Source organism: Gimesia aquarii, assembly GCF_007748195.1.
Classification (GTDB): Bacteria; Planctomycetota; Planctomycetia; order Planctomycetales; family Planctomycetaceae; genus Gimesia; species Gimesia aquarii.
Map to the genome: position 1 here is coordinate 6416214 of NZ_CP037920.1, position 24529 is coordinate 6440742.

At 47.4% G+C, this 24529-nt stretch carries 25 protein-coding genes; 17 read left to right on the plus strand and 8 right to left on the minus strand.

Features of this window, described 5'->3' with window-relative positions:
• Positions 1–22: 22 nt before the first annotated feature.
• Genes V144x_RS24515 through V144x_RS24525 form a run of 3 tightly spaced genes read left to right on the plus strand, consistent with a single transcriptional unit; the run spans position 23 to position 3689 of the window.
• Entirely contained in the window at positions 23–757 is a 735-nt protein-coding gene (locus tag V144x_RS24515; protein ID WP_232102631.1) for a hypothetical protein, read from the plus strand.
• Positions 754–2670: an ORC-CDC6 family AAA ATPase gene (locus tag V144x_RS24520; RefSeq protein WP_449267338.1), complete on the plus strand. Its 1917-nt coding sequence runs from the start codon at positions 754–756 to the stop codon at positions 2668–2670. Before V144x_RS24515 ends, V144x_RS24520 begins: the two co-directional genes overlap by 4 nt.
• The gene (locus V144x_RS24525; protein ID WP_144989201.1) at positions 2667–3689 is read left to right on the plus strand and encodes a hypothetical protein; all 1023 of its coding nucleotides are present in this window, start codon (positions 2667–2669) and stop codon (positions 3687–3689) included. The genes V144x_RS24520 and V144x_RS24525 overlap by 4 nt, the downstream gene beginning before the upstream one ends.
• A gap of 287 nt (positions 3690–3976) precedes the next feature.
• Here V144x_RS24525 and V144x_RS24530 read toward each other — a convergent pair whose 3' ends face one another.
• Complete coding sequence (locus V144x_RS24530; RefSeq protein WP_144989203.1) at positions 3977–4972, minus strand: sugar phosphate isomerase/epimerase family protein; 996 nt, start codon at positions 4970–4972, stop codon at positions 3977–3979.
• Between the two features lie 72 nt (positions 4973–5044).
• On the opposite strand from V144x_RS24530, the gene V144x_RS28925 reads away from it, so the two are divergent.
• The 3 genes from V144x_RS28925 to V144x_RS24540 are packed head-to-tail and all read left to right on the plus strand — an operon-like array spanning position 5045 to position 6853.
• Positions 5045–5170: a hypothetical protein gene (locus V144x_RS28925; protein ID WP_261343633.1), complete on the plus strand. Its 126-nt coding sequence runs from the start codon at positions 5045–5047 to the stop codon at positions 5168–5170.
• Positions 5171–5222: 52 nt separating this feature from the next.
• Positions 5223–5717: a 5-(carboxyamino)imidazole ribonucleotide mutase gene (purE, locus tag V144x_RS24535; RefSeq protein ID WP_144989205.1), complete on the plus strand. Its 495-nt coding sequence runs from the start codon at positions 5223–5225 to the stop codon at positions 5715–5717.
• The gene (locus V144x_RS24540; protein WP_144989207.1) at positions 5714–6853 is read left to right on the plus strand and encodes a 5-(carboxyamino)imidazole ribonucleotide synthase; all 1140 of its coding nucleotides are present in this window, start codon (positions 5714–5716) and stop codon (positions 6851–6853) included. Before purE ends, V144x_RS24540 begins: the two co-directional genes overlap by 4 nt.
• A 1-nt stretch (position 6854) precedes the next feature.
• Here the strand turns inward: V144x_RS24540 and V144x_RS24545 are convergent, their stop codons facing one another.
• Positions 6855–7535, minus strand: coding sequence for a 7-carboxy-7-deazaguanine synthase QueE (locus V144x_RS24545; RefSeq protein WP_144989209.1), 681 nt, complete (start codon positions 7533–7535; stop codon positions 6855–6857).
• A gap of 160 nt (positions 7536–7695) precedes the next feature.
• Between V144x_RS24545 and rph the strand changes: the two genes are divergently transcribed.
• The 3 genes from rph to V144x_RS24560 all read left to right on the plus strand — a co-directional run bounded on the left by rph (position 7696) and on the right by V144x_RS24560 (position 9685).
• On the plus strand, positions 7696–8436 hold the full coding sequence (gene rph, locus V144x_RS24550; RefSeq protein ID WP_144989211.1) for a ribonuclease PH: 741 nt from the start codon (positions 7696–7698) through the stop codon (positions 8434–8436).
• A gap of 72 nt (positions 8437–8508) precedes the next feature.
• Positions 8509–8916: a DUF4240 domain-containing protein gene (locus V144x_RS24555; RefSeq protein ID WP_144989213.1), complete on the plus strand. Its 408-nt coding sequence runs from the start codon at positions 8509–8511 to the stop codon at positions 8914–8916.
• A 121-nt stretch (positions 8917–9037) separates the two neighbouring features.
• Positions 9038–9685, plus strand: a complete 648-nt coding sequence (locus V144x_RS24560; RefSeq protein WP_144989215.1) for a hypothetical protein — start codon at positions 9038–9040, stop codon at positions 9683–9685.
• A 28-nt stretch (positions 9686–9713) separates the two neighbouring features.
• On the opposite strand, the gene V144x_RS24565 is transcribed toward V144x_RS24560, so the two are convergent.
• The gene (locus V144x_RS24565; protein ID WP_144989217.1) at positions 9714–10121 is read right to left on the minus strand and encodes a globin; all 408 of its coding nucleotides are present in this window, start codon (positions 10119–10121) and stop codon (positions 9714–9716) included.
• Between the two features lie 231 nt (positions 10122–10352).
• The gene (locus V144x_RS24570; RefSeq protein ID WP_232102632.1) at positions 10353–11675 is read right to left on the minus strand and encodes a sulfatase-like hydrolase/transferase; all 1323 of its coding nucleotides are present in this window, start codon (positions 11673–11675) and stop codon (positions 10353–10355) included.
• A gap of 365 nt (positions 11676–12040) precedes the next feature.
• Between V144x_RS24570 and V144x_RS24575 the strand changes: the two genes are divergently transcribed.
• Complete coding sequence (locus tag V144x_RS24575) at positions 12041–13057, plus strand: zinc-binding alcohol dehydrogenase family protein (RefSeq protein WP_144989219.1); 1017 nt, start codon at positions 12041–12043, stop codon at positions 13055–13057.
• Between the two features lie 84 nt (positions 13058–13141).
• On the opposite strand, the gene V144x_RS24580 is transcribed toward V144x_RS24575, so the two are convergent.
• The 3 genes from V144x_RS24580 to V144x_RS24590 form a co-directional block, all read right to left on the minus strand.
• Positions 13142–13609, minus strand: coding sequence for a DUF1569 domain-containing protein (locus V144x_RS24580; protein WP_144989221.1), 468 nt, complete (start codon positions 13607–13609; stop codon positions 13142–13144).
• Positions 13610–13713: 104 nt separating this feature from the next.
• A complete protein-coding gene (locus tag V144x_RS24585; protein WP_197998624.1) occupies positions 13714–14094 on the minus strand; it encodes a gamma-glutamylcyclotransferase family protein in 381 nt (126 codons plus the stop codon).
• A gap of 11 nt (positions 14095–14105) precedes the next feature.
• A complete protein-coding gene (locus V144x_RS24590; RefSeq protein ID WP_144989225.1) occupies positions 14106–14381 on the minus strand; it encodes a TfoX/Sxy family protein in 276 nt (91 codons plus the stop codon).
• 136 nt (positions 14382–14517) lie between these two features.
• On the opposite strand from V144x_RS24590, the gene V144x_RS24595 reads away from it, so the two are divergent.
• The 6 genes from V144x_RS24595 to V144x_RS24620 all read left to right on the plus strand — a co-directional run bounded on the left by V144x_RS24595 (position 14518) and on the right by V144x_RS24620 (position 20706).
• Positions 14518–14943 carry a hypothetical protein gene (locus V144x_RS24595; RefSeq protein WP_144989227.1) on the plus strand — a complete coding sequence of 142 codons (426 nt, stop codon included), beginning with the start codon at positions 14518–14520 and terminating at the stop codon, positions 14941–14943.
• The gene (locus V144x_RS24600) at positions 14943–15950 is read left to right on the plus strand and encodes a hypothetical protein (protein WP_144989229.1); all 1008 of its coding nucleotides are present in this window, start codon (positions 14943–14945) and stop codon (positions 15948–15950) included. Before V144x_RS24595 ends, V144x_RS24600 begins: the two co-directional genes overlap by 1 nt.
• A 25-nt stretch (positions 15951–15975) precedes the next feature.
• Entirely contained in the window at positions 15976–16761 is a 786-nt protein-coding gene (locus tag V144x_RS24605; RefSeq protein ID WP_144989231.1) for a hypothetical protein, read from the plus strand.
• Between the two features lies 1 nt (position 16762).
• Positions 16763–17122, plus strand: a complete 360-nt coding sequence (locus V144x_RS24610; RefSeq protein WP_144989233.1) for an NADH-quinone oxidoreductase subunit K — start codon at positions 16763–16765, stop codon at positions 17120–17122.
• Positions 17115–19001: a hypothetical protein gene (locus V144x_RS24615; protein WP_144989235.1), complete on the plus strand. Its 1887-nt coding sequence runs from the start codon at positions 17115–17117 to the stop codon at positions 18999–19001. Before V144x_RS24610 ends, V144x_RS24615 begins: the two co-directional genes overlap by 8 nt.
• A gap of 67 nt (positions 19002–19068) precedes the next feature.
• Positions 19069–20706, plus strand: coding sequence for a proton-conducting transporter transmembrane domain-containing protein (locus tag V144x_RS24620; RefSeq protein ID WP_144989237.1), 1638 nt, complete (start codon positions 19069–19071; stop codon positions 20704–20706).
• On the opposite strand, the gene V144x_RS24625 is transcribed toward V144x_RS24620, so the two are convergent.
• The gene (locus V144x_RS24625) at positions 20707–23298 is read right to left on the minus strand and encodes a carboxylesterase family protein (RefSeq protein WP_144989239.1); all 2592 of its coding nucleotides are present in this window, start codon (positions 23296–23298) and stop codon (positions 20707–20709) included.
• 326 nt (positions 23299–23624) lie between these two features.
• Between V144x_RS24625 and V144x_RS24630 the strand changes: the two genes are divergently transcribed.
• Positions 23625–24524, plus strand: a complete 900-nt coding sequence (locus V144x_RS24630; protein ID WP_144989241.1) for a YHYH protein — start codon at positions 23625–23627, stop codon at positions 24522–24524.
• The last annotated feature ends 5 nt before the right edge of the window (positions 24525–24529 follow it).

Below are 24529 nucleotides of genomic sequence, written 5' to 3' on the forward strand. Positions count from 1 at the left end.
TACAGATGAAATATTTAGGTGTTTGGTAATCAATAGCAGCGCATATCATTCGAGCACGGAAGAGATCCAACATGGTCGAATTGCTGAAAGCACTCTAAAATTAGTGAAAGAGTCGCTTGATCAAGATGATTTTCTTCTGAATATCATGCTTTGTCACCATAATCCACACAAACACAGTGAGATCCAGTTAGGTGAACATGACGAGATCAAGGGCGGACAACTACTATTGGATTTAATTGGAGAACCACAGCGACAGGATTGGCTTGTGATTCATGGACACAAACATCATCCCAAAATTACATATGCCTCAGGTGGAAACTCATCCCCTATCGTGTTTTCAGCAGGAAGTAGTGCTTCAACATTATATCCAGAATTGATAAATGCGACAGGTAACCAGTTTTACATTTTGGAGTTTGATGAAGAGTTAATCAAAAATCATGGCTTAATAGGCCGGTTTCGGTCTTGGGATTGGCATCCTGGATTTGGTTGGCAGGCAGCAGATAACATGAAGGGCTTACCTGCATTCGGAGGATTTGGTCATCGAGAAAACGCTGTACTATTAGCTCGTCGCATAGAAGAGAACTTGTCAAATTCGAATAACAAGCATCTCATGAGTGAGAAGGTTTACGATTCTTTTCCGGAACTCTACTATCTCACACCAAATGATCTTCTCTCACTAGAACGAGCCTTGGAAAGTCTATCGGTCGTTGTCGCGTTCTCTGATGAAGGCTTAATACATGAGGTTTGTAAAGTATGAGTCAGCAATTGGACAAATATTTATTGTATAGTTCATTCAATGCACGGGCATTGAACCCAGTCGAAGTCGCCAAAACGTTCATTCCACCGGAAGAGTTCCTTCGACTAGCGAATAATTCTCACACATTCGTCGTAGGACCACGTGGTAGCGGCAAAACAACTTTATTAAAGATGCTTCAACAACCTGCTCTTGAATCATGGAACCATGAAGATGCTGAAACTACTCGAAAAAATATTGGTTTCACAGGGGTATTTGTACCAACTGACGTCACTCTTACCAGTCAACTAGAGTCTGCAGTTCAAGGATTGGCAGAAGGACCAAGTATTATTCGGGCTGCGTATTCCATACATGTATTGCGTGCCGTCATGTCTGCGATTGAATATCGATGTGGTCGTTTTAATACTGAAATTATCCAACCATTCAATCGTATAGAGATGACTCAGAAAATGGAGCATGAGTTGATAGAAGAGGTTTCTTATGGATTGAAACGAAAACCTAGAACACCTTCATTTGCTTCATTAAAAACTGATCTAACTGCTTGGCTTTCAGAAGTATTTGAGTTTGCAGGACAGCAAAGACTCTTAGGACTTGAAAAACAAAGAGAGTCACTAGCGAATAGTGGACTCCTTCGATTGGACTTTACGAGATCTGCTTGCATAGCTATTGATGCATTTGAAAGCGTGACAGGCATTCAAGGGGAAAGATGGGCATTGTTGTGTGATGAACTAGAGTTAGCTCCTTCTATTATTGTAAATGACTTACTTAGGCTTGTGCGAAGCACAGATCAACGACTGTTATTTAAACTCTCATTAAGCCCCTATGTTGCAGGGGAATCGGAGTTAAGCAACGTGTTTGGCAGTGTCAAAAACACAAATCAACTCCACACTAATAAAGTAACTATTGAAAAATCAGCGCCACCCCAAGAACATGAAGATTATGATACAATTCGGCTATGGTATCCGAACAAACAAGATGGCAGCAGATTTGCACGACGTCTTGCAGAATCCGTTATTGCCAACAATGGTATTCAAGATCAGAGTGTAGATGATATTCTAGGACGATCAGTATTCGATCCACCTGAAACTTCCCATCGTAGATCGGCATCTGCGTATGCACCTGGATCACCCCGCAATAAACGTATGAAACGATTGGCTGAAATCGACGAGAGCTTCAGAGAATATTTGCTAAGAAAATCGATTAATCTGGATTCCCCAATCATAGATGACGATATGCGTGCGAAAACACTTCGAAAAATAAATGCGATTGTCATTGTTCGAGAGGCCTTTCGAAAGCAGGATAGTGCAAGAAGCCGAAAGAATCCAACAGTATATGCAGGAGCTTCAGCATTTTTTGCGATTTGCGAGTCAAATCCAAGGTTTCTTATTGGAATGTTGAATCAACTACTGGGAAGCAAAGTAAAAACTGGTTCTCTAGTACGAGTCGAGGCTAGCGAACAGGCTGCAGTATATTCATCTGCAACAGCCAGATTTCGAGCTTATCTACGAACGATTCCCTCTCCTTCCATAGGAACTAGGCCTTCCAGAGGATTGTTATCACTTATTGAACAGATCGGTAAATACTTTCATCAAGAAATTGTCGTTGGTGAATTCGACGATGATGCTGATGGAAGTTTTAAAGTAGACTCCAATGCTGATGCCGAACTGTGTAATGCTTTGCAGCGAGCTATTAATACTGGTGCAATCATCTGGGTTCCAGAGAAATCCGACGAAACTCTTTTGACTACAGTTCGTGGCAAAAGATTTAGAATGTCATATCTTCTCGCTCCATATTTTCAGTTACCACTTCACTTAGGACGGTCTGTCTCACTCGGTCGGATTCTTGGACTTACAAAATTGAACGAAACTCAAAGCGAACCTACTCTCTTTGATTCACTCGATGAGGAATCAATATGAAAGTTATCTCCTCAGTTACTTCATGGAACAAGGACATAAATCATCAGTATGATGTAATGTTATGTGCCCTTGGTTATGAAAGCCGTTCGACTAATGTGGCTGCGATGCTTGTCAATCAAACTAAACATCGACTAGCGATTGGTTTTGATTATCACCATACAGGATCTCTATCAGCGAATGCTGAGTGGTTCAGTAATAATGGTTTTTTTTCGTTCAATAATGAAGAACCATACTTTGCAACGGACCAAGAATTTAGCGACAAGCTAATTTCAATGATTGAGTCGAGAGTTAAAAAAGATGGAGAATCACGATTTGCTGTGGATATTTCTAGCTTCTCCACAATTCGGCTCGCATCGGTTTTGGACGTATTCTGGTCTTTGGCATCACGTGAAAATAATATAGTAGTTGATTTCTTATATTCTCCCGGCAAAGAGTACAAGGTTGAAAAAAATGTAGAACAGATTGAGTTCGCTGGGCCTGTCAATCGGAAATACGCTGGATGGTCATCCCAACCCGAAACCCCTGTTGTTGCTATTTTTGGACTAGGACTTGAATACGATTGTTCGATTGGTGCGTTTGAATACTTGAATCCTGGTCTTACATATACTTTCTCGACTCACGGTGCAAAAAGCAAATTGGATGAGAAGATTACATTTGTGAATTCTAAGAATGACTTTGATGTCAACACTGACAATGAGTTTGAGATGCAATTAATCGAAGCGAATAAGCAACTACTTCCATTAGTGCCACCAGAAATGAGATTCGATTTTGACGTCGCTCGCCCCCTTGACTGCTACACGAAAGTGCGATCAGTTGCTATCGGTGCAATGCGGTATGGCAGAACTGTTTTCGTACCTCTAGGACCGAAGATATTCGCACTCACTACACTTCTAGTCGCCAACGAATTTTGTCCTGAAATCGCAGTGTGGCGAATTAGTACTGGACGATCAGCAAAACCAACTGACGTTTTAGCCAGGGGTGATGTGGTAGGTCTTCGGGTTAAATGGAGATCAGTCTAAATTCGCTTACAAGCTTCTCTCGCAAGATCTTAAACCTTTCCTTGAAATGCTCTAGTTCTTCCTAGTTTGGAATATGATATTATTATTTCAATCTCCTAGGATTTTGCTTTAATTCATTTTCTGACTTTTTATAGGCGACAATCGACATGTTTCTCAAATTAGTGTTTCAAAATCGTTCACTTAGTTATACATAACATCCTATCCAAACACCGCACAAAAAAAAGAGAGAACGACGTTCGTTCTCCCTTTCCGCATTGAGCCGATCTAACCGAAGCTCTGTATTGTAATCAATCTCCAAAGGCGCCGTCGAAGGCGATGTCGGAGGGTGAAAAGTCGACGTTTTTAACGAACTGGCACGCTTCGCGGGCACCCTGATCGCGGTTCATGCCCATGTCTTCCCATTCGATGGAAAGCGGGCCGTTGTATTTGATGTCGTTTAACGCGCGGATAATTTCTTCGAAGCGAACGCCGCCACGTCCGACGCTACGGAAATCCCAGCCGCGGCGTTGATCGCCGAACGACAGGTGACTGGTCAGGATACCGGTGCGACCGTTGAGTGTCACCGAAGCATCTTTCATGTGTGCGTGATAAATACGATCGGGAAAGTAGCGAATGAATTCGACAGGGTCCACGCCTTGCCAGATCAAATGGCTGGGGTCGAAGTTGAAACCGAACTCTTCGCGGTTGTCGATGGCCTTCAGCGCCGTTTCTGCAGAATATATATCGAAGGCGATTTCCGTGGGATGCACTTCTAATGCAAACTTGACGCCGCACTCCTGGAAGACGTCCAGAATCGGATTCCAGCGATCCGCGAACAATTGAAATCCACCGTCGATCATTTCTCGCGGCGTGGGAGGGAAATCATACAGCAGATGCCAGATGCTGGATCCGGTGAAACCATTGACCACACTCACGCCCAGTTTTTGCGCGGCGCGAGCCGTGTTCTTCATTTCCTCAATCGCACGGTCATTCACACCAGAGGGATCGCCATCGCCCCAGACATATTCAGGCAGGATCGCTTTGTGGCGTTCGTCGATGTTGTCGAGTACGGCCTGTCCCACCAGGTGATTGGAAATGGAGAAGAGTTGCAAATCGTATTTTTCGAGCAACTCGCGTTTGCGATTACAATAAGTATCGTCGGACAGTGCTTTGTCGACTTCGAAATGGTCTCCCCAGCAGGCTAATTCCAAGCCATCATACCCGAAGTCTTGTGCTTTTTTACACATCTCTTCCAGTGGGAGGTCGGCCCATTGTCCGGTGAATAATGTTACAGGGCGTGCCATGAGAAGATCCTTTCATATTGTCACATCTGGGAATGAATAAATCGTCTCTAACACTAGACCAGAGTGCACAGAATGTCAAACGAACCCGCACTTGTCCTGGGCAGCCTGCAAAAAAAGGGGATCGCAGACTCCAATCAGGTAAAGAAATTGATTATTATGCACAGCCAAGTCCAACCGGAGTATCATAATTTTGCTTAGAAATTAGCGACTTTCGCTGATTTCATTCGTCTCAAAACATGAAAGTTCCATTATGTCAGAAAAGAGTCCCCCCCTGGTGGGTGTGATCATGGGTAGTCAATCCGATTGGGATACGATGAAAGAGGCGGCTGCCCTGCTGGAACAGTTCAATGTAGCTCATGAATGCCGCGTGGTCTCGGCACACCGGACTCCCGATTGGATGAACGAATACGCCAAGACTGCGGAAGAACGGGGGCTGGAAGTCATCATCGCAGGGGCCGGAGGTGCCGCCCATCTGCCGGGAATGGTCGCCGCACAAACAGTGTTGCCGGTTCTCGGCGTGCCTGTCAAAAGTCGGGCTTTAAAAGGGCTTGATTCGCTGCTCTCAATTGTACAGATGCCGGGTGGTGTGCCTGTCGGAACGTTGGCCATTGGAGAGTCGGGGGCAAAGAATGCGGCGCTATTGGCGATACGTATTCTGAGCAACTCCCGCCCCGAACTACGCCAACAGATGCACGAGTTCTGTAAAAATCAAACCGACAACGTACTGGATAATTCTGAACTATGAGTGATTTGATTCCTCCCGGTTCAACGCTGGGCATGCTGGGAAGCGGCCAACTAGGCCGTATGTTTACCATCGAAGCCCGCCGCCTGGGATATGGTGTGCATGTATTTTCCCCCGAAAGTCAGACGCCCACGGGTCAAGTGGCTGATGTCGAAATCTGCGCGGAGTATGACGATCTGGAAGCGGTCGCCAATTTCGCCAAGAACGTCGATGTGATCTCGTTCGAGTTTGAAAATGTGCTTTCGGAAACCACAGAGACCGCGTCAAAATACGCACCGGTAAGACCCGGCGCAAATGTGTTGCATATGGCACAAAATCGGATTCGTGAAAAGTCGCAACTGCGCGATGCGGGCATTCCGGTCACACCGTTTGCTGTTGTACGTTCGGTTGAGGAATTGAACGGCGCGTTGAATGAGTTGGGCTGTCCGGCTGTCCTGAAGTCGGCCACGTCCGGCTATGATGGCAAAGGACAGGTCAAAATTGATACTCCTGATGAGGCAGCTGCGGCCTGGAAAGAAGTTGGCGCGGATGAAACCGTTCTCGAAGCCTTCATCGATTACATGTGTGAGCTCTCGGTCGTGGGTGTGCGGGGGGTCGATGGAGACTTTGCCGTCTATGGTCCGATGAAAAATGACCATGTAAATCACATCCTCGATATTTCCGTTTTTCCGTCGGGCATCGGAGACACCATTGCAAAAGAGGCGATCGAAATCACGCGGGCCGTGTTTGAGCACCTGGACGTAGTCGGGGTGATGTGCGTCGAATTCTTTCTGACCGGAGACCAACGGTTGATGATCAACGAAATCGCACCGCGGCCGCACAATTCCGGGCACCTCACCATCGATGGCCATGTAACGTGTCAATTCGAACAACAGGTGCGAGCGATTTGTGGACTGCCTTTAGGCAGCACAGACTCTCTCGGACCAACGGCGATGGCGAATTTACTCGGCGATCATTTGGAAGCGGGACCGCCGAACTGGAATGTGCTGAAACAATTCAGCGATGTCAAACTGCATCTCTACGGCAAGCATGAATCAAGAATTGGTCGCAAAATGGGACACCTGACGGCGCTGGCGGAAACTCCTGAAGCGGCGGTCGAACGAGTCCAACAGGCACGCACAGCGATTTTTAACGGCTGAGTTATTTGCCGCGCACATTACCCCAGAGTTCGATGTGCATCCGCCGCGAGACCTGACAACCGGCTTGCTTTGCCGCTTCCTGCAACCATTCCATCCGTTCGTCGAGCATCTTTGCTGTTGTCCCTTGCGGCATCAAATAAACATGTGCCCGGTCAATTTCGGGATAGCGTTCCAGATACGCTTCGATTTCGTGCAGGTCTTCCCGTTGATCGACAACAAATTTGATCTGATAGGGATACTGCTTGATGAGCTCATGTATCACGTTCGGCTGATCGCGTCGCGCGTCATGTCGGTGTGCCCAAGCAGGGTCTTTGACGGGCGTGGAGTTTGATAGTTTGGGACTGATTGACATCAGGTCCACCTGCACTTCCTGCAAGATGGTCCCTGCCGTCTCGATGGTGATCACCTTACCTGCCGCACGCAGACGTTGTGTCAACGTTTCAACTTCGTGGGTCACCATGGGTTCTCCACCAGTCACCACCGCATGCTCACAATCGTATTGTGCGATGTGTTCCATGATGGCGTCGACCGACATTTTCTCTCCCTCGGGCTCCCACGACGTATAAGGAGTATCACAGAACCAGCACCGCAAATTGCAGCCACTGGTGCGAATGAAAATCGAGGGGACTCCGATCCACTTACCTTCACCCTGGGGTGAGTGAAAAATTTCTGAGATCAACAAAAGAAACGCATCCTGAAACGAGAGGAAAAAAGAATGATCCTCATCTTAATAGAAAGCGTTCCTTCTTGCATTGAAATGCGCGGTCAAAGCGTGGTAACTTTAGCGAAAAAACAATTCAACGTGGATAACTATTTGACTCTTCAGAATTTAGGACAATACCATGCGCCATGACTCTCGCCAGCCTGATCAACTTCGCCCCATCAAAGTCGAACGTGGATACACCAAAGCCACCCCCGGCAGTATTCTGATTTCGGCTGGTGATACCGTCGTGCTTTGCACAGCCAGTCTGGATGATAGTGTTCCCCCCTGGAAAAAGCATGAAGAAAATCCCGGTGGCTGGGTCACGGCAGAATACAATATGCTCCCTGGCAGTACATCGCCAAGGAAAAGAAGAAAAGCAGATGGACGCTCAAGCGAAATTCAACGGCTCATTGGTCGCAGTCTGCGGGCGGTTGTCGACTTTGATGCGTTAGGACCACGGACGATTACCGTTGACTGTGATGTCCTGCAGGCCGATGGCGGTACTCGTACGCTGAGTATTACCGGTGGCTTTCTGGCGCTATTGGATACGGTACTTTCAATTCCCGATACGTGCGAACTGGCCGAAGGGGAAATCTTCGATCCGAAAAAAGTATTCTCAAACAGCGTTGCCGCAGTAAGTGTGGGCGTGGTGAATAATCAACCTGTGCTCGACCTGGATTATATTGAAGACAGCACGGCAGGCGTGGATATGAATGTGGTAATGACCGGTAGCGGGGATTTCGTTGAGGTTCAGGGAACCGCCGAAGGACAAATTTTTGACCGCGGATTACTCGATGCACAACTCGAGCTGGCTACGTCTGGAATTCAGCAACTATCTGCAATTCAGAAAGAGTGTATTGGAGAGGCGTGGCCGATTTAAGGAAGAAAGGAAATACGATTCTGGTTTACTTGCCTCTGTTAAATTTCATTTCGACCAAACAAAAAAATCACTATGAGCAATCTCAATTTTCGAGGGTCATTTCGACCAGAGGATATTTCTCAATGGTTCTGGTCGATTATCGATTTGGCAAATAGTAGTCGAGATCGGCTTGAAACGCGATTGCGTGAAATGTCAAAAGATGAACTCATTCGTTTCCACAACGAATTTGATGAGGCAGCTACTCAATTAGTGGATGAACCGTTCTCGAAGTATCTACCAATTGATACTTCAGAAGACCATTTGCGAGATATTGCTGAGTGGATCGTTTCACAAGGACAATCATATTTTACTGAAGTCTGGAATAACCCACAAAAAATTAGCGAAGTAACCGATGTAACGGAAGGTGTTACCTATTCCAGCATCTCGGACAATGTTTACTGGGATCGATTCAACGATATCGTCCCAGATGCTGGTTTTTAGTATTTGGCTTTGGCAGGTTATATCGCTAAAAGCACAGTGATTGAAGGTTTAACCGGCAAAAAGAGATCAGAGTTCTCGATGTATTTTTGTTTGCGAAAAAACTGCAACTGGAGGAATGTCAATGCTCTTTACGCTTGGTAAGCTCATTGTGAAGGGTTATGGACTTTTGTTGGCGATGGCCGTCGGTGGTCTGGTTTTTGCCAACCTGTTTGGGTTGATTGCTTTTTTTGTGCTTGCACAGGAATGGGTCTCTGATCGTCTACAAGCCTCTGGTGGTACTGAATCAGTACTCTGGTGGATGCATTGCGGCTGGTTTGTGGGTGCGGGACTGGCTCTCTTCGGAACTGTGACACAAAATCAAAAAATAAAAAAACGATCTTTCCAGGTATCGGTAGATCATGAAGATGAGCCAGAGACGCCTGCCCCAAAGAAATGGAAGAAAAAACGACGTACCAAGCCGAGTGGTATTCTTTCCTCGATCGGAGTCTTCAGCCTCTTCGGCGGATTCCTGGGTCTGATGCTGGGTGGCTCGCTGTTGCTATTCTGGTTCTCGCTTACCTATAGTCCTTTTGCTCCCGCAGGCTGGGCGTCATCTGTCTCCGTTGAGCAACGACAAGAACCCGGTTCTGGTCAAACAAAAAGTATGATGACGACAAACCATCCCGTGGCCTTTTACCTCTTTGGCACTCCGATTGTCCTGGGCATCACAGCCGGAGCACTAGCGGGTGGCATTGGTGCTGCCATGGGGAAGGTGGAAGACATCGAATGAAAAGAAAACCTGATACAAAAGCGATCCATCAATATCGCTTGACCATATAGCTAATCACATATCCGAGAATGGTGCGCCAGGTATTTTCAACAGCTTCGCTCCACTCCTCATCAAACTCATGCACCGTTTCGATGACTGACTCCAACCAGACATCGTAATGTTGTGATTCAATATTGAGATGGTTTCGATCGTGCGTTCTGGCGCGTTCCCGTAATTCACGAAGGGACTCAGGATCGCCGGCTGTGGCACCGGCGGCTAATCTGAGTGATCGAAGCAACATCTTATTCTGCTGTTCGAAATCGGTATTGCGGAATTTATCGCGGATTTCATCGGACGTTGACAGAAAGCGATCATAAAAGGCTGGAATAAAGCCTTCATGTTCCATACAGCGGTCAAGGCTTTGTAGAAACTGATCTTTGGGCGTCAACGCTTCCATAGGTAATCCAATCCAGAGAGGATGTTTCTCTGCCAGCGAACTTGTAACTGTATTAGCACTTGTGTGGTTAGAAATCAATATGCAATCTGATTTGAGTGATCTGTCTGTGAAATAATCTCGCTCGCAAATCCTGTGCAAGGCATTCAGTAAACTGATTTGAAATCCTTCTGCGATTCAACCACATGGCAAAATACCAGGCCTGAATATTGTCATCCAAAGTATTAATTCGACTTAGTTTTGGCTTTTGTTTTCCCTGACAAAACTCGGATCACCGGCGTCAACAGGCATTGATTGATTCCACTTGAGTACTGCTGCGATGAGTCGACTGGTCAATTGGGGATGCTGATCAGCAAGATTTGTTGATTCGGAGGGGTCGCTTTCCAGATTGTATAATCGAGGTCGTTTACCTCCGTAGTCACAGAGCAACTTCCATTTGCCCTCACGGACCGCGAGGTCGGGCAGATTTTTAAAACTACGAAAATCTTTACGATCAGGAGGACGACGGAAAAAAAGTGGCGCCGACCGGGAGTTGTTAGATGTTCCGATGAGCGTCTCGGCAAGATTCTCGCCATCGAAGATCACCTTTTCGGGTGCTGAGACTCCGGCTAAATACAGCAATGAGGGAACCAGATCGATGGCGGCAAAGACAGATGATTTATTGAGCGTGCCCTGTTGTTCTTTTGGAATTAAACCCGGTCCCCAGACAATAAGAGGCGAACGGATACCCCCTTCAAACAGAGTCGCTTTCAGCCCGGAAAAGGGGGCGGCGGACCCCGCGTTTTCTTCAGGTCCATTGTCTGAACAGATTAGAATGAGCGTGTTCTCGCGCAAGATGGCGTCGTTTTGAATGCGTTGAAACAGGCGTGCGAACTGTTGATCCATTTCTTCCAACACCGACAGATAGAGGCCGCGTTGAGAATCAGCCCAACCTTCTAAAGAGGGGAAGAGCGGCGTATGAACATCATCCGGCCAGACATTAATGTAAAACGGTTGACCTTTTTTCTGTGCCTGATCAACAAATCCGATCGCGCTATCTGCAAAACCACCGGTGATTCTTGAACGTAGAATCCATTTGACGGGTTCCCCCAGGCGAGTCGCATCCTGCCAGATGCGTCCCAATTTCACACCACCATTCTTTGTGGGTGTCTCTGTGAGCGGCAAGAGCTTCGGCCCCATACCTTCAAAGTTCGTCAGGGAGGTATCGAAGCCATAAGACGTAATAGCTGGTGCCTGATCGACATCCCGTTGTCCACCCATGTGCCATTTGCCGAAATGCCCCGTCGCATAGCCAGACTGTTGCAGAAAGCGTGCCAGCATGGGAGCCGCGGGATCGAGCCAATCTGCGATTCCTCTTTTCCGGTTCGCTTTTCGGCTGGCGAGATAGGAGGTGATCCGGTGACGATGCGGATACTGGCCGGTGGAGATGGCCACACGGGAGGGCGAGCAGATCGGAGAATTGACATAGAACTGCTGAAAGCGAATGCCTTCTTTGGCAAGCGCGTCAATATTGGCTGTGGTCGCATCGGTATTGCCAAAGCACGAAAAATCACCCAACCCATATCGTCAATGAACACGAGAATGATGTTAGGACGTTCGGCAGCAGAGACGGGCTGCACCAGAAAGATTAAGCAGAGAAAAAGAACTGTTTTCATCGGTCTCATTCTCATCAGGTAGTCCTGTGACATTAGCAAAATATCGAATTTATTTTAGTCTCTCAAAAGACATTTGAAAGAAATGTATTAAGAAGTGATTATAGTCTTCGCTCTACTCGATTCCAATGCGCATTGAATCCAGAGATCCTGCCAGGTCGATACGTAGATATCAAACCGGGAAGTCTTGATTTCTGGCTGTATTCTTTAGAACATAGACGGACCACTTCAATCTTCGCTGAAAAACGACTCTGAAAAGGAACCCCGATCATGAAAGCCGTCGGCCTGACCCGTTATCTGCCCATTGAGGATCCTGAGTCTCTGATGGATGTCGAACTGGATCAACCGGAAGCGAACGGGAGGGACTTGCTCGTTTCGGTGAAAGCGATTGCCGTCAATCCGGTTGATACGAAGGTTCGCGCCCCCAAAGCTAATGTGGAGACCTCTCCCAAGGTTCTGGGTTGGGATGCGGCAGGCATTGTAGAAGCGGTGGGTCCTGATGTCGAGCTGTTCCAGCCTGGGGATGAAGTATTTTACGCCGGTGACATTACGAGGCCCGGATGTAATGCGGAATACCAACTGATCGACGAACGGATTGTTGGTGCGAAACCAAAATCACTCGGTTTTTCGGAAGCGGCCGCCATTCCGCTCACGGCAATCACAGCCTATGAAGCCTTTTTTGATCGACTGAACCTGGACGTGGAAGGTGCGAACTCAGGTGAGACGCTGTTGATTGTCGGAGGTGCCGGCGGTGTCGGTTCGATCGGAATTCAGTTGGCGAAACTTGCGGGACTGACCGTCATCGCAACAGCATCACGCCCCGAATCGACAGCGTGGGTGCAGAAGCAGGGTGCCGATCACGTCGTGAATCATTTCCAACCGTTGCGGCCTCAGATTGAGGCACTGGGTTTGAAGTACATTGATCAGATTGCGCTGTTCAACAACACCGACCAGCACTGGGAAACCGCTGTTGACCTGATTCGTCCGCAAGGGAAAATTGTCTCGATCGTGGAAAACCAGGAACCACTCGCACAATCCATGATGAAAACGAAATCAGCCACGTTTGTGTGGGAATTCATGTATACGCGTTCGATGTTCACAACACCGGACATGATCGAACAACATCATCTGCTGAACCGCGTGGCAAACTGGATCGACGCCGGCAAACTCAACTGTACTATCAACGAAATCCTTTCGCCCATTAACGCGGAGAATCTGCGAGCTGCTCATAAAACACTGGAATCAGGTCGTTCGATTGGCAAGATTGTGCTTCAAGGGTGGAAATAATTTTCTGGATTTCCAGATCCATACTCCTGCTAAACCAAATCGGACAATTAAAGACTGTTTCAATCGTTATTTTCTCATTGGAGTTTACGGTTCGGCGATGAAGCTCATATGCAATTCTGCATGTCGTCGATGCAGGCGATCCCACTCATCGCGCGTCATCTCACCAAAAATGGGGCTGGCATAACGCTGCTCTTCAGTTTGCATGCGTTGGACCGATTTTTGTAAATGCTCCAGCCCTACCTGATCATCAATTGGCTCCGGCTCTAAAGCGCGTTTGAACGGTCCCTTCAGTTTAAAACCAGGAGACATCCCATTCTTAAAAATGTGAGATTTATAATAATACGTCCCTACCATGCGAAAGAGCCAAGGCGCTTTAAACGGGAATCCATCCAACGACAAATCCATGGTCCGAGCCAGATGGTCGAAAATTTGGCCTTTCGTCCAACCCCCTGTTGTGGATGCGCCTGCGGCTGTCAGCCGGTTGGCGTCATCGACAATCTCCTGTAGAGAACCATAAGAGAGTGTTCTTCGATTGGCAGTTTGTGTAGACATGGAATACTCCCCAATTCAATGTTTGTCTGAGAAACGACAGTGACAGGATCAATAGTTTATTTTTGGAATTCGAACAAAGAATAACAAGCCCCTAATTTTGAGATTCAGCTCTGCTTAGTCCAGTTGCTCCCATTTTTTTTGAGATGAGTCACATCTCCCTGAAAATAGTATGCCTGAACGATTTGGTCGTCGAATGAACTGATTAATTCGATTGTGTCTCGAGAAAACCAGTTTTCGGCAACGCCTTCGACTTCATCGAGCAGTTGTACTCCCGATTCATCGACACTCCATAATTCTCCCTGAATGCCAATGCCTTCTGCCACATCGACAACGAGACCTGGATATTCACCGCAATCATACATGGTGTAGTGAGGGGCTGTCGTCGCCTTTGTGAGAAATATTTGATTTTCCAAAAATTGAGAACGGCAAAAACCACGCTTTAACGTTCCATAGACAAAAATCAGAGTTCTGGATTCCTGATTCATCTTCCTCATCTTTATTCATTCTGGACAGCAGTCCGCAGCCGTTGTTTCGTCTTTTCAGACAGCTTGTTCCAAGGCACACCAGTCAGCGCCCCCTCGAGGGCGTACAATAAATTCAGGCTGCATTGGGGCTCTTTGCGTTTCGCCATCAGATATGCGGCCACGGCACCTGTCTGTTTGAGATCGCCAAGGGTTCGAATTCCGACCTGTTCCAGCCAGCGAGCACTTTTCGGACCCAGATTTAATAATTCTTCACTGGGAACTGCATCATGTAAAGGATCAACCGACATTACATTTTCTCATTTGAAAGATTTGCAGGTGCAACCACACTTCGCAATCGCAGATGTTTCACTTAAAATCTGACGAGACGTTTTTCGTTTGTCTATATAGATAAATTATACACACTCCCTTCCCTGAAAGCCCGCCATGGAATGGTTTGCCTTTCTCATTTATTTTCTGATCGCTTTTTTCTGCACACTCGTTCTATGGTTCACAATCAAAGTCGGCTTCCGTGGTTCCGCATCTTCTGAGCCAATGTTACCCGAACCAAAAGAGATCGACACCTTTCCCCTGGTCGCCAAAGAACGGCTGTACTGGAATTTTAGCAGCGTGCTCATTGTGATTCTGACTTTACTGCTAGTACTGGGGATCAGTGTGCGTGACTTGCCGCTCTCTCATCCAGTGGTATTAACATTGGGAGGCGCGCTGATTTTGATCTGGATGATCAGCCTCTGGTCAAAAATGTTGTCGTTTTGGCCTCCTGTGATGGCACTCTTTTCAGATGCTCGTGAATTAGAAGAGTTAATACCGCAGTCTTTATTAGAAACGACAGACAAAAGCGAGAACGCATAATGGTTTCGATTTTGGTGTTTCTGGTTCTCTTACCGCTCTCACTGATTCTTACAGGGCTTCAGCACCCGTCTTCACAACATGGAATCGGCGACCATTTTCTTAATGCGTTGCACAATATATCGCGTGTGCAGAACCAGATCGAAAAATTTTCCGAACGATGTCTGCTCTTTCTTTCACTGCTCTGTTGTCTGGTTGCGATGATTCTACTTCCCCATTTTATCGAAAGTCTGACAGCACAATCCTACTCCATCATCCCGATGCCCCAACTGATCAAAGATGATGGATCATCGATCATTTTGCTGGGGCTACTATTGATTCTACACGCCACAGGTGAAATCTGCCTGGCGAAAGGGGAACGAGGTTACCAAAACCGATATGCAGTACTCTGTCTCAACAGTTTCTTCTGGTTACCCCTGCTCTTCGCGTGGAGCTCACTCGCGTATTATCTTCGACTTGGCGACAATCACAGCACATCGGCTGCGGTTTCTACAGTGTGGCTGGTGTTGCTGCAACCACTGGGAAGCCTGGCACTGATTCTGGCATTGCTCGGCCCCTATTTTATGGTCAACACGACACTTACCAGTAATAAAAAACAGGTATACTACTGGATTCGTGAATTGCGCATGCTGATCAGCCTGTTAATCATTACAATGACCGTCGTTGGCAGTCGCACCTGTTTTTCACCCGCGGAAATACAAAATACCCCCGGTGAAATAATACAGTTTCTCACTTTACCCGTGGTGTTTCTTATTTTGTTACTACTGGTGAAACGATTCCATGTCCATTTTGAAAAGTGGGGATGGTTATTTATGCCATCATTTTGGAAATCAACACTGTGGCTGGCATTGATCGCATTGACGGCCTCATTTCTGGCATTCCACGTTTTGGGGATGTCGGACCCCTGGATGCATGTGTTACTTAATTTTAGTTTGCTGGCGATCTGGAGTGGACTGATCGCTCCCAAATTTCACATTCCACCAGCGACATCACTCAGGAAGCACTCATAGAACTCCCTTCAGGAATCGATGTGAAATGGACGAACTTTTATTTTACCTGCCAGGTTCGGCAGACAATTTACCGTTTTTGACGCTGGCCGTACTCGTGCTGCTGATAATAACAGGCATTTACGGATACGTGAGTACGCAAACAAGTTCTGCTACGAAGCTCCGTTGGGGATGGCCTGCACTATCTATGCTTGCATTAGCGATTTTATTTTTCTGGTTCGGACAACCACTCTCAGAGGAACAAAGCACTCGCCCCAGCGAAATTGTCATTTTGGTCAGCCAGTTTTTAACGGGAATGATCGTGTTGGGTTCGGCTGCTGCTGCTGTGCTCTCTTCTGATTTGAAATGGTCGATGACAGCGGCGACGATTTCCTTTATGACAAGTGGACTCTTATTTCTCCAAACCGCTGTCTTACCTGTCGTGTTATTGTGCTGGTTGATTTCAGGTGGAAGTGTGATCCTGTTTTTGTGGCACGGTGTGACACATCAAGATATAGATTCTGAGAGTACAGAGCACCAGACCCCGTTTCGCGAACCGTTTCTGTCCTGTCTGGTCTGTGGATTGTTACTTTGCAGTTGTCTGTGGGTTGTTCATCGAGAATGGGGCTCCACATCAACACATTCCATCGAGGCAGCGGAAACAACAACTGTTCTTTCAACTGTTTTAATTCAACGATTCTTAACAGAACATTGGCCGACCTTCATCCTGATACTGATTTTTATCGCAGCTTCCTTTGTGGGAGTCTCCCATCTGCTGGCGCTTCAAACCGAAAGCACTCGCTCAAATCAGAATCACAACAGGGAGGCTCACTAAGATGGTCTTACTGCATGCGTTACCCATGCTGCATAATCACCTCTTCATCGCCATCACGCTGATTGTACTCGGCTTTCTGGGGATGCTGCTGCAGCGAAATGCACTTGCAACCGTGTTCTCACTCTTAATCTGGTTGCAGGGAGCGGGCCTGATTTTTACGAGCTATAGTCAGTACCAAAACTCACGAGAAGGAAATCTTTATTTTCTCATCATCCTGTTTCTCGTTTTGACGTTGCTCAGTACACTCGCCGCACTCATATTTCGACTACGCGAATCCGAGGAACAGGACAACCTGGTAAGAGGAACCGACGAACCACAGAGTGTTTCCCAGAGTCAGGAAGGAACGCGCGATCGTGGCTAAAACCATCACGTTGTTACTTCAACTGAGTTTGATTATCCCCTTTGTGATGGTGATTGTCTCAGCGCTGATTGGTCTTCGCGTGCTAAAAGGCAATCCGCGCTGGCCCGCCCTGATTGGCGTCTCACTCACAACCATAGTGGCGTTGACATCAACACTTTTTTTCCGATCCACAATTCACAGTCAATCATATTCTCAGACTTTATTACATTGGCTCACACTTTCAGATCACCCGGAAGTGGCTCTGCAGATTGGTGTCCTGTTTGACCCCCTCAGCCTTTCCTTTTTTATGCTGATCTCGTTAGTTTCACTCTTTTATCTAGTATTGAATAGTACATGGTCTGTTCCTTTCGCTTCAACTTCCCACTCCAGCAGTCGTTTTACTTCGCTCCTGTTTTTAATGTGCTTCTTCGCCACGAGTGGCATCGTGCTCTCGACGAATTTCCTCCAATTACTGTTTTTCTGGTTCTGTTTATCAATGAGCATGAACCTGCTGCATGAAGTCACTCTCAACTTTGACACTCTCTCAGAACAACCACGTCGACAATGGTGGGGCTGGAATGCGTTTTCGGACGGCATGTTGCTTCTGGCTGTGTTTTTGATTGCAGACAATTTCAAAACAGTGAGTTACCTGCAATGCCTGCATCCGAGTGCCATCCAGGCCGTCCACATCAAAAACTCTGCCGCACTGCCAGGAATCGGAGTCGTGCTCTTCTTTGCCGCCCTGCCTCGACTGGGATTGTTTCCCGCTTCCACACTTGTCCTCAGCAATGAACGTCCCTGGAGTTCTTCGTCTCTAGCTGTGTTAAACCTGTTGGCGCTACCAGCGGGCCTGTTTTTACTACTTCGCTGCTCACCAATATTGCAGGCAGACGAAGCTAATCAACGGCTGTTGATTCAGGTAGGAAGTGCCTCCGCATTTCTGACGATGTTTTCCGCGATGAGTCTCTCTCCCCGTCAATACGGAGATCGCTTCCTGTGCTGGATTTCTACTACTCTGGGGGGAATGGGGGTTGCGATTCTAGGAATAAATGCCCCTCATTCGCTATCTCTGGTCCTGACAATGATCTTACTTGACGGCTGTGTTTTCTCAGTCTTGATTCCGATGATCTGCCTGTTGCGAGCCAATGCCCTTTCTGCACATTCTTTGACTGCGTTTAAAATTTGTTATTTACTGCTCATGGTGGCTGAGCTCATTGGCCTTGGTTCACTGCTCGATCCATTAATTTTAGCTAGAAGCATGGCAAGTGACACGCGTGCCGAATTGATGGTCTGGTTGATGATCCTGAATATCGCTGGAACTACATTCGGATTCGCCCGGTTTTATTTTTCACTCAATTTCAAATGGACGTCTTCTACTTCTTCATGGAAGATGTCCCTGCTCCCACTCTGGGGAATCTCGCTTCTGATCAGCCTGACCGGTATATTCCTCTTATTGTCAGTCCCATTCTTCCAGCAAGTCTGGCCTGGGTTGACAAGGCAGGGAATGGAAAATCCGTTTGAACGTGACTGGTTCTTGTGCAGCGTGTTCTGTATGGCAATCATATTATCAATGGTTCTGGCCTGGATGTGCGCGCCAAAAACAGATGTCAGCACATCAACGGAAAAACCAAAGTCCGCGTTCATTAATCTGGGACAGTCCCATTTCTATTCTCTTCGAATTCTGAACCAGACATTGATCAATCCCCTGCATGTCATCGCAAAAATGATGTTCCTACTTGATGGCTGGATTCTCAATCGATTCAGTCGGGCTTCTCTCGAAAAGACTCCTCGTTACTGGGGACACATTTTACATCAGATGCAGAATGGCCAATTTGCATTCCAGACTCTGGTTTTGCTGTTTACCCTTTCCATTTTGATGATCGTGATACTGATATTGTAGATCTAAGCACCGTCGTTCGTTTCAAAATTCTTACTGCTTACGAAATCAAATTCGCTTCGAGCCATACATGAACTCATTCCTGAATCCCATCATTTCGCTGGCACCCGTTTTACTGGTCGCGATGCCAGTTGCCGGCGCCTGTTTTGGATGGGGGATTTCAAAATTAGGACTTGAATTCAATCGCTGGACTTCATTTTCTAATACGATTGTCACTGTTCTGATCCTGGGAACTGTGATATTTGCTCCCTTCAGAAAAGGCACGCAAGAGCAAATAGACTCACAACCGACGCGCCAAATCTCTGTTACTCTGAAACTTCCTGAAGTGACATCTGCTCAATCTGATGCTGTCTCTCCACGTACCTTCAAATGGTCTCTCGATTCCACGAGCGTCTGGTTTTTATTGCTGCCAACCTGCCTGTGGCCGATTCTGGTTCTCTTTTCGCACCAGATAATTGATGCTTCACGATTGCATTATTTTCTCCTGCTGCTTTTACAGTCAGTGCTCACAGGCGTCTTGGTCTCATATGATCTCATCAGTTTTCTTTCTTTTTTACTGCTCACCACGTTTTGTATGCTCTGCCTGATCCGTCTCTGGAGCGGTTCTCGTTTCCGTGATGAATTTGAAAGCACAATGTACTTGCAGTTTCTTGGTGATGGGCTCATTCTCGGCGGGCTGTTATTGGCGGCCGTTGGCTATCAGTGGATGCAGGGAGTCCTACTCGAAGCACCACAGCCGGTCACATTTCAAATGACTCAGCTTTTGCAGGGCACCGCCAGCGACTTGTCACTCTACCCACTGGCCAAGGCTTATTGGAGTACGATTTCGCCCTGGATATTCTTACTTCTGCTGACGGGCTTTACGATCAAAGGTATGTTCTTTCCCGTACATTACGGTGTGACACAGTGGTTGCATGTTGTCTCAGCGCAGCCCCTCTCTAAACCACTTCCGGTCGGCTGGTATCTGGTGCTGTTGGCACTGATAACAAAAATCTGCATTTACGGCATGATCCGCTTTATGATTCCCTTGAATTCTACAGTTGGTTCCCAGCTCTCTTCTGTTCTGGCGTTCTGGGGCGCTTGTGGTTTTCTACTGGCGGCACTCATTGCGTTTGTCCGCCGCGACCTGTTGCAAATCGTTGTCTGGTTTTTAATCGGACAGACTGCTTTAACATTGACTGTTTTATTTACAGCTGGATCAGCGTCCGTCTCGAACTTCATCTTGTTGAACGTGATTCAAGGCCTCGCCTGCTGTCTCCTCTTACTGACAACTCCGCTGATCTCCGATCAGAAATTCAGTCGAACCAACAAACTGCTCCTTATGGTTTCAGCACTCTCAGTCATGACACTCATCGGTGCACCTGGACTGGGAGGCTTCACTGCACTGATCGCTTTTCTCTGGAGTCTTGTCAATCAAAGTCTCGTTATTGGCTTTTGCTACCTGCTGGGCACGCTGTTGTTCAATCTCACTTTGATACGCGCGTTCTGGCAACTTGTAAAGCAGGAACACCAGGAGACATATGCTCTGAATGACGACAAAAAGACTGCTCTCAACGAAAAACTCGGACTTGCCTGTCTCGCGTTCAGTCCTGCGATGGCACTGATTCTCTTCATGGGAATTTCACCCACCACTCTGACAGAAACGAGTTCCTTCGCGCTGCACGAAAGTCACGTTCATTCTTCCGAAAGTCCCACCACCGAAAACTGATCAGTTATCGGCTGCTTCGTAGAGCACCACTTTCTGGGCATCACCCTCTGATTGAAATTCGTAATGTGAACCGGCCGATAACGTGTAAACTTCCCTGCGATTGTTGACCGAGCGCCGGTACGTGAGCGGCGTCGCTGTGTCGAACGCATGGGACTCCCCTGGTTTCAATTTATAAGGTCCACCCCAATCGCTGTAAGGACTTTTGAGTTCGTACTCGATTTCCTTTTTAGTCAGATTGGTAATCTTGAGTTCCGGTACTGAGAATGTCGCCAATAATTGTGGGGCAGCCCAGTTGACCTGATTCACTCGATATCTGCCAAAGCCTAATTCAATATCAGGAATGACGGTGGTGGAGGCGGGGCCTTGTTTGGTCCAGCCATCCCAGGCGGCTTGTACAAGTTCTTGCATTTTTTTCTGATTGATTTTTGCGTCCTGTGGTTGATACTTCGGAGCAAAGCGCGCATTCCCGCCGATTTGAGAGTCTCCTTCCCAATCCAGACGTAGTGTCCGCTTGGAATAAGTGGGTTCCTGAATATCCGGTTCGACATCCTGACTCACCGCCAGGGAATATTCGGCAAAGGGAATCCACTCTTTATCCGATGCTGACTTCTTGATCGCCAGGGAAATCGCAGCTTGAGGTACGACAAACCGGAACTGATTTCGGCCATCTTTTTTGGCTTTCCCTCCATCTTCTACCTGAATCGGTTTCGTTAAAATCAGCTCTGACCAGATTTGCACATTGTCACCGTATCGTTTTAAGTCAGGAAACACTTGTTGCAGCGTTTTCGGATCGGCCAGGGGATCAAAAGAATGACCGGGGATGTCCAAGACTGGAATCCGCGCGATATCTGCCTCGACCAGCATGTCTGTTAACGGTTTGAGCATGCTGGGGGCCACTCCGATTTGCAAATCGGACACTTTGGGAATGTCGCTTACGGGCCTGCCTAGCGATGTCAGTCGTTTGACTTTTGCCTGGGGTTTGGTGGAATCCAGGGCAGCGATTGTTAGTCCAAAGCTCAATGAAATCCCTTTTTTATCGGTGGAAACTTCACTGGGTGAGAGTCTCATGCGGGGATGATAGACGGGTAAAGGCCAAATGGCATCGACGATGTCACTCGCTTCGTCGAAGTTCAACTGCTTTTCCAACTCATCAACCAACCCCGGTACGATGGCTTTCACTTCTTGTTCAATTCGTCCTTTACTGCCATAAATCCCACTGACTAAACCACTAGAAACTCTGTCTGATGTCATGCCGATGCCCCGTGTGGAAACACCATAGGGTCCGGAAACATTCCAGTTATCCTGTGGAATATTAAAGCGGGTGCGCAATAGTCGAAGCCGAATCTGGTTGTTCTGAATATAAGGTCTCACATCAAAGCTCAACCAGACGGGGCGCTGATAGCCGATACTTACGGAAATCGGGCCGGCGACGGCAGAGTGACGGTTACCGGAAACATAAGTCGTATTGATCGAAAGGTTCACTTTCTGGATACCCAGTTGAATGTTGAGGGTGCCTGCCGCATAGGCTTCAATGGCCGCTCTGGCTAATTCACCTTGATACGAGATTCCGGAAAACTGGACAGAGAAGCTGCGCCCCTGGGCGACAGTCGAATCGTAAATGTCATTGATACGTCCGACCAACATATCTTTGGGAACCATACTGGGAACGGCGTCGGCTAACGACTTCAGAAACTGATTTCCCAGGCGTACCGAGACGGCATCGTCGATAATTAATGCTGGTGTGAAAGGACTCTTCGGGTCGACGTCCGCCGGTTGTTTTCGATCTGGCTTGACCAGCAATGGTGCATTGGAATCGGGAACGAGAGAAGGGTTTTGCATCCAGTCGAAGAGCGGCTTTGTGTAGGCCACTTTCCAGACATCATGTCCCACCTTCGGTTCGGTAAAACGTGGAGTGCCACCCGCCTCTTTGATCGCTTTAATCATCCGTTCTGACTCGACGGGAAGTACAACGCGATCGTCGGCACCGTGAAAGGCCCAAATCGGAACCTCTTTCAATTTTGAAGCCCATTCGGTTTTTCCACCACCTGACATGGGTACAACGGCTGACCAGCGTTTAGGAAATGCTGCCGCCATACTGAAGGCACCATAGCCTCCCATCGACCAGCCTGTTAAAATTTGTTGACGGGCGTCAATAGAATAGTCCTGCATTACCGCATCCAGAATTTTGAGCGCCCGTTTACCATCACTGGTCTCCGCTAACCAACCTCCCAATAAACGTTCTTTCATGTTCTCTGCTTGGGGAAACACAACGACGAACGGAAAATCATCCGCTTGCTGTTTCACGATCGGACCGAGCCCGACCTGTGTTTGCTTGAGACCATCGTTTCCACGTTCACCAGCGCCATGCAGAAACAGAATCACCGGATATTTTTTCTCCGGTGAGTAAGCCTTGGGAATAAACACGACATATCGGTGTTCACTTGCTTGGTCTTGATAGGTTGCGTTGACGAATCCCGTTTTGACCGGTTTTGTTTGGGCTTGAAGAACTGCCGAAGAATTCAGCAATAATATCAAAAGCAGCATTAATAAGCTTGGGAATGCAAACGTCCGATGTGTTGGTTTTGACAGCATGGGTCCAATCCGTTTCCAGATTCAGTAGAATCGGTTTGAGGGGTCGTTCAATCCTTGATTGAGAGAATTTAGCACCAGGCATTTATCAGGTGACTCATTACCTGATGTCTCGATTTTTGTTCCTCGAATGGTAACTGTCAACAGAACGCCCGTCTCGAGTCAGTATAATAGTACATTCCCGAAGTCGACACCTGGACCGCCCAAAAGCTTATCATAAGAAAACCCTAAAAAGGCAGTGGATTTTAGTCTCATTGGCCCGTTATTTCATAAGATAAAGAACTTATGATTTTCACAGCATGTATGATTCCCATGAAGAGGACAGCTAAATGATCCGATTGCTCGTATTCTGGTCCGCCATCGGTTTGCTTAACTCAGTGCCACTGTTTGGATTTCCGCCTCCCGGTTTTCTCCCTGATTTTGGAGGGAATCGAGCTACAAATCAGGTGAAGATCGTCACTAAAGGAAATTACCGCTATATCTATTCCAATGGGATACCTGATCACGAAACGGGGCGTTTTCCGAATCGCAACAATCCGAATACGATACGTCCACAACGTCAGGAATTGAGAATTCCTGCCAAGCCACAAGTGGCACGAAATATGACTCCTGCCGGGCATTCCGCATTTGGAGTTGCTCTCAATGGTGTTCTGTTCGACCCGGGCACTGCCGAGTATTGGAATCGAAATCGGCGATCTGGTTGGAATTATGAAGCATTGTCCGGAAAAATCAATCTGGGACTCGATCAGAGTAATGCACATGTTCAACCCACGGGTAGCTACCACTATCATGGTTTACCTCATGCTCTGATTTCAAAATTAGGCAAGCCGGGACAGGTTGTTGCTATTGGATACGCAGCAGATGGGTTCCCAATTTATTCCCAATATGGGTATACCGACGCGAATGATCCCGAGAGCAAAATCAAGAAAATGAAATCAAGCTATCAGATCAAACAGGGAAGAAGACCTAACGGTCCCCGCGGTCAATACGATGGAACATTTGTCGCAGATTATGTCTTTGTCGCCGACTCAGGAGATTTGGACGAATGTAATGGTCGCGTAGGAGTGACTCCCGAATACCCTGAGGGGATTTACCATTATTATTTAACGGAAGATTTTCCATTCATTCCCCGTCATTACCGGGGAACGCCAGATCCCAGCTTTCAAAAGCGTGGACCTGGTCCAGGGGGAAGGCCACCAGGGCCGCCGCCCGGCAGAAGACCTTTTTAGTAAAA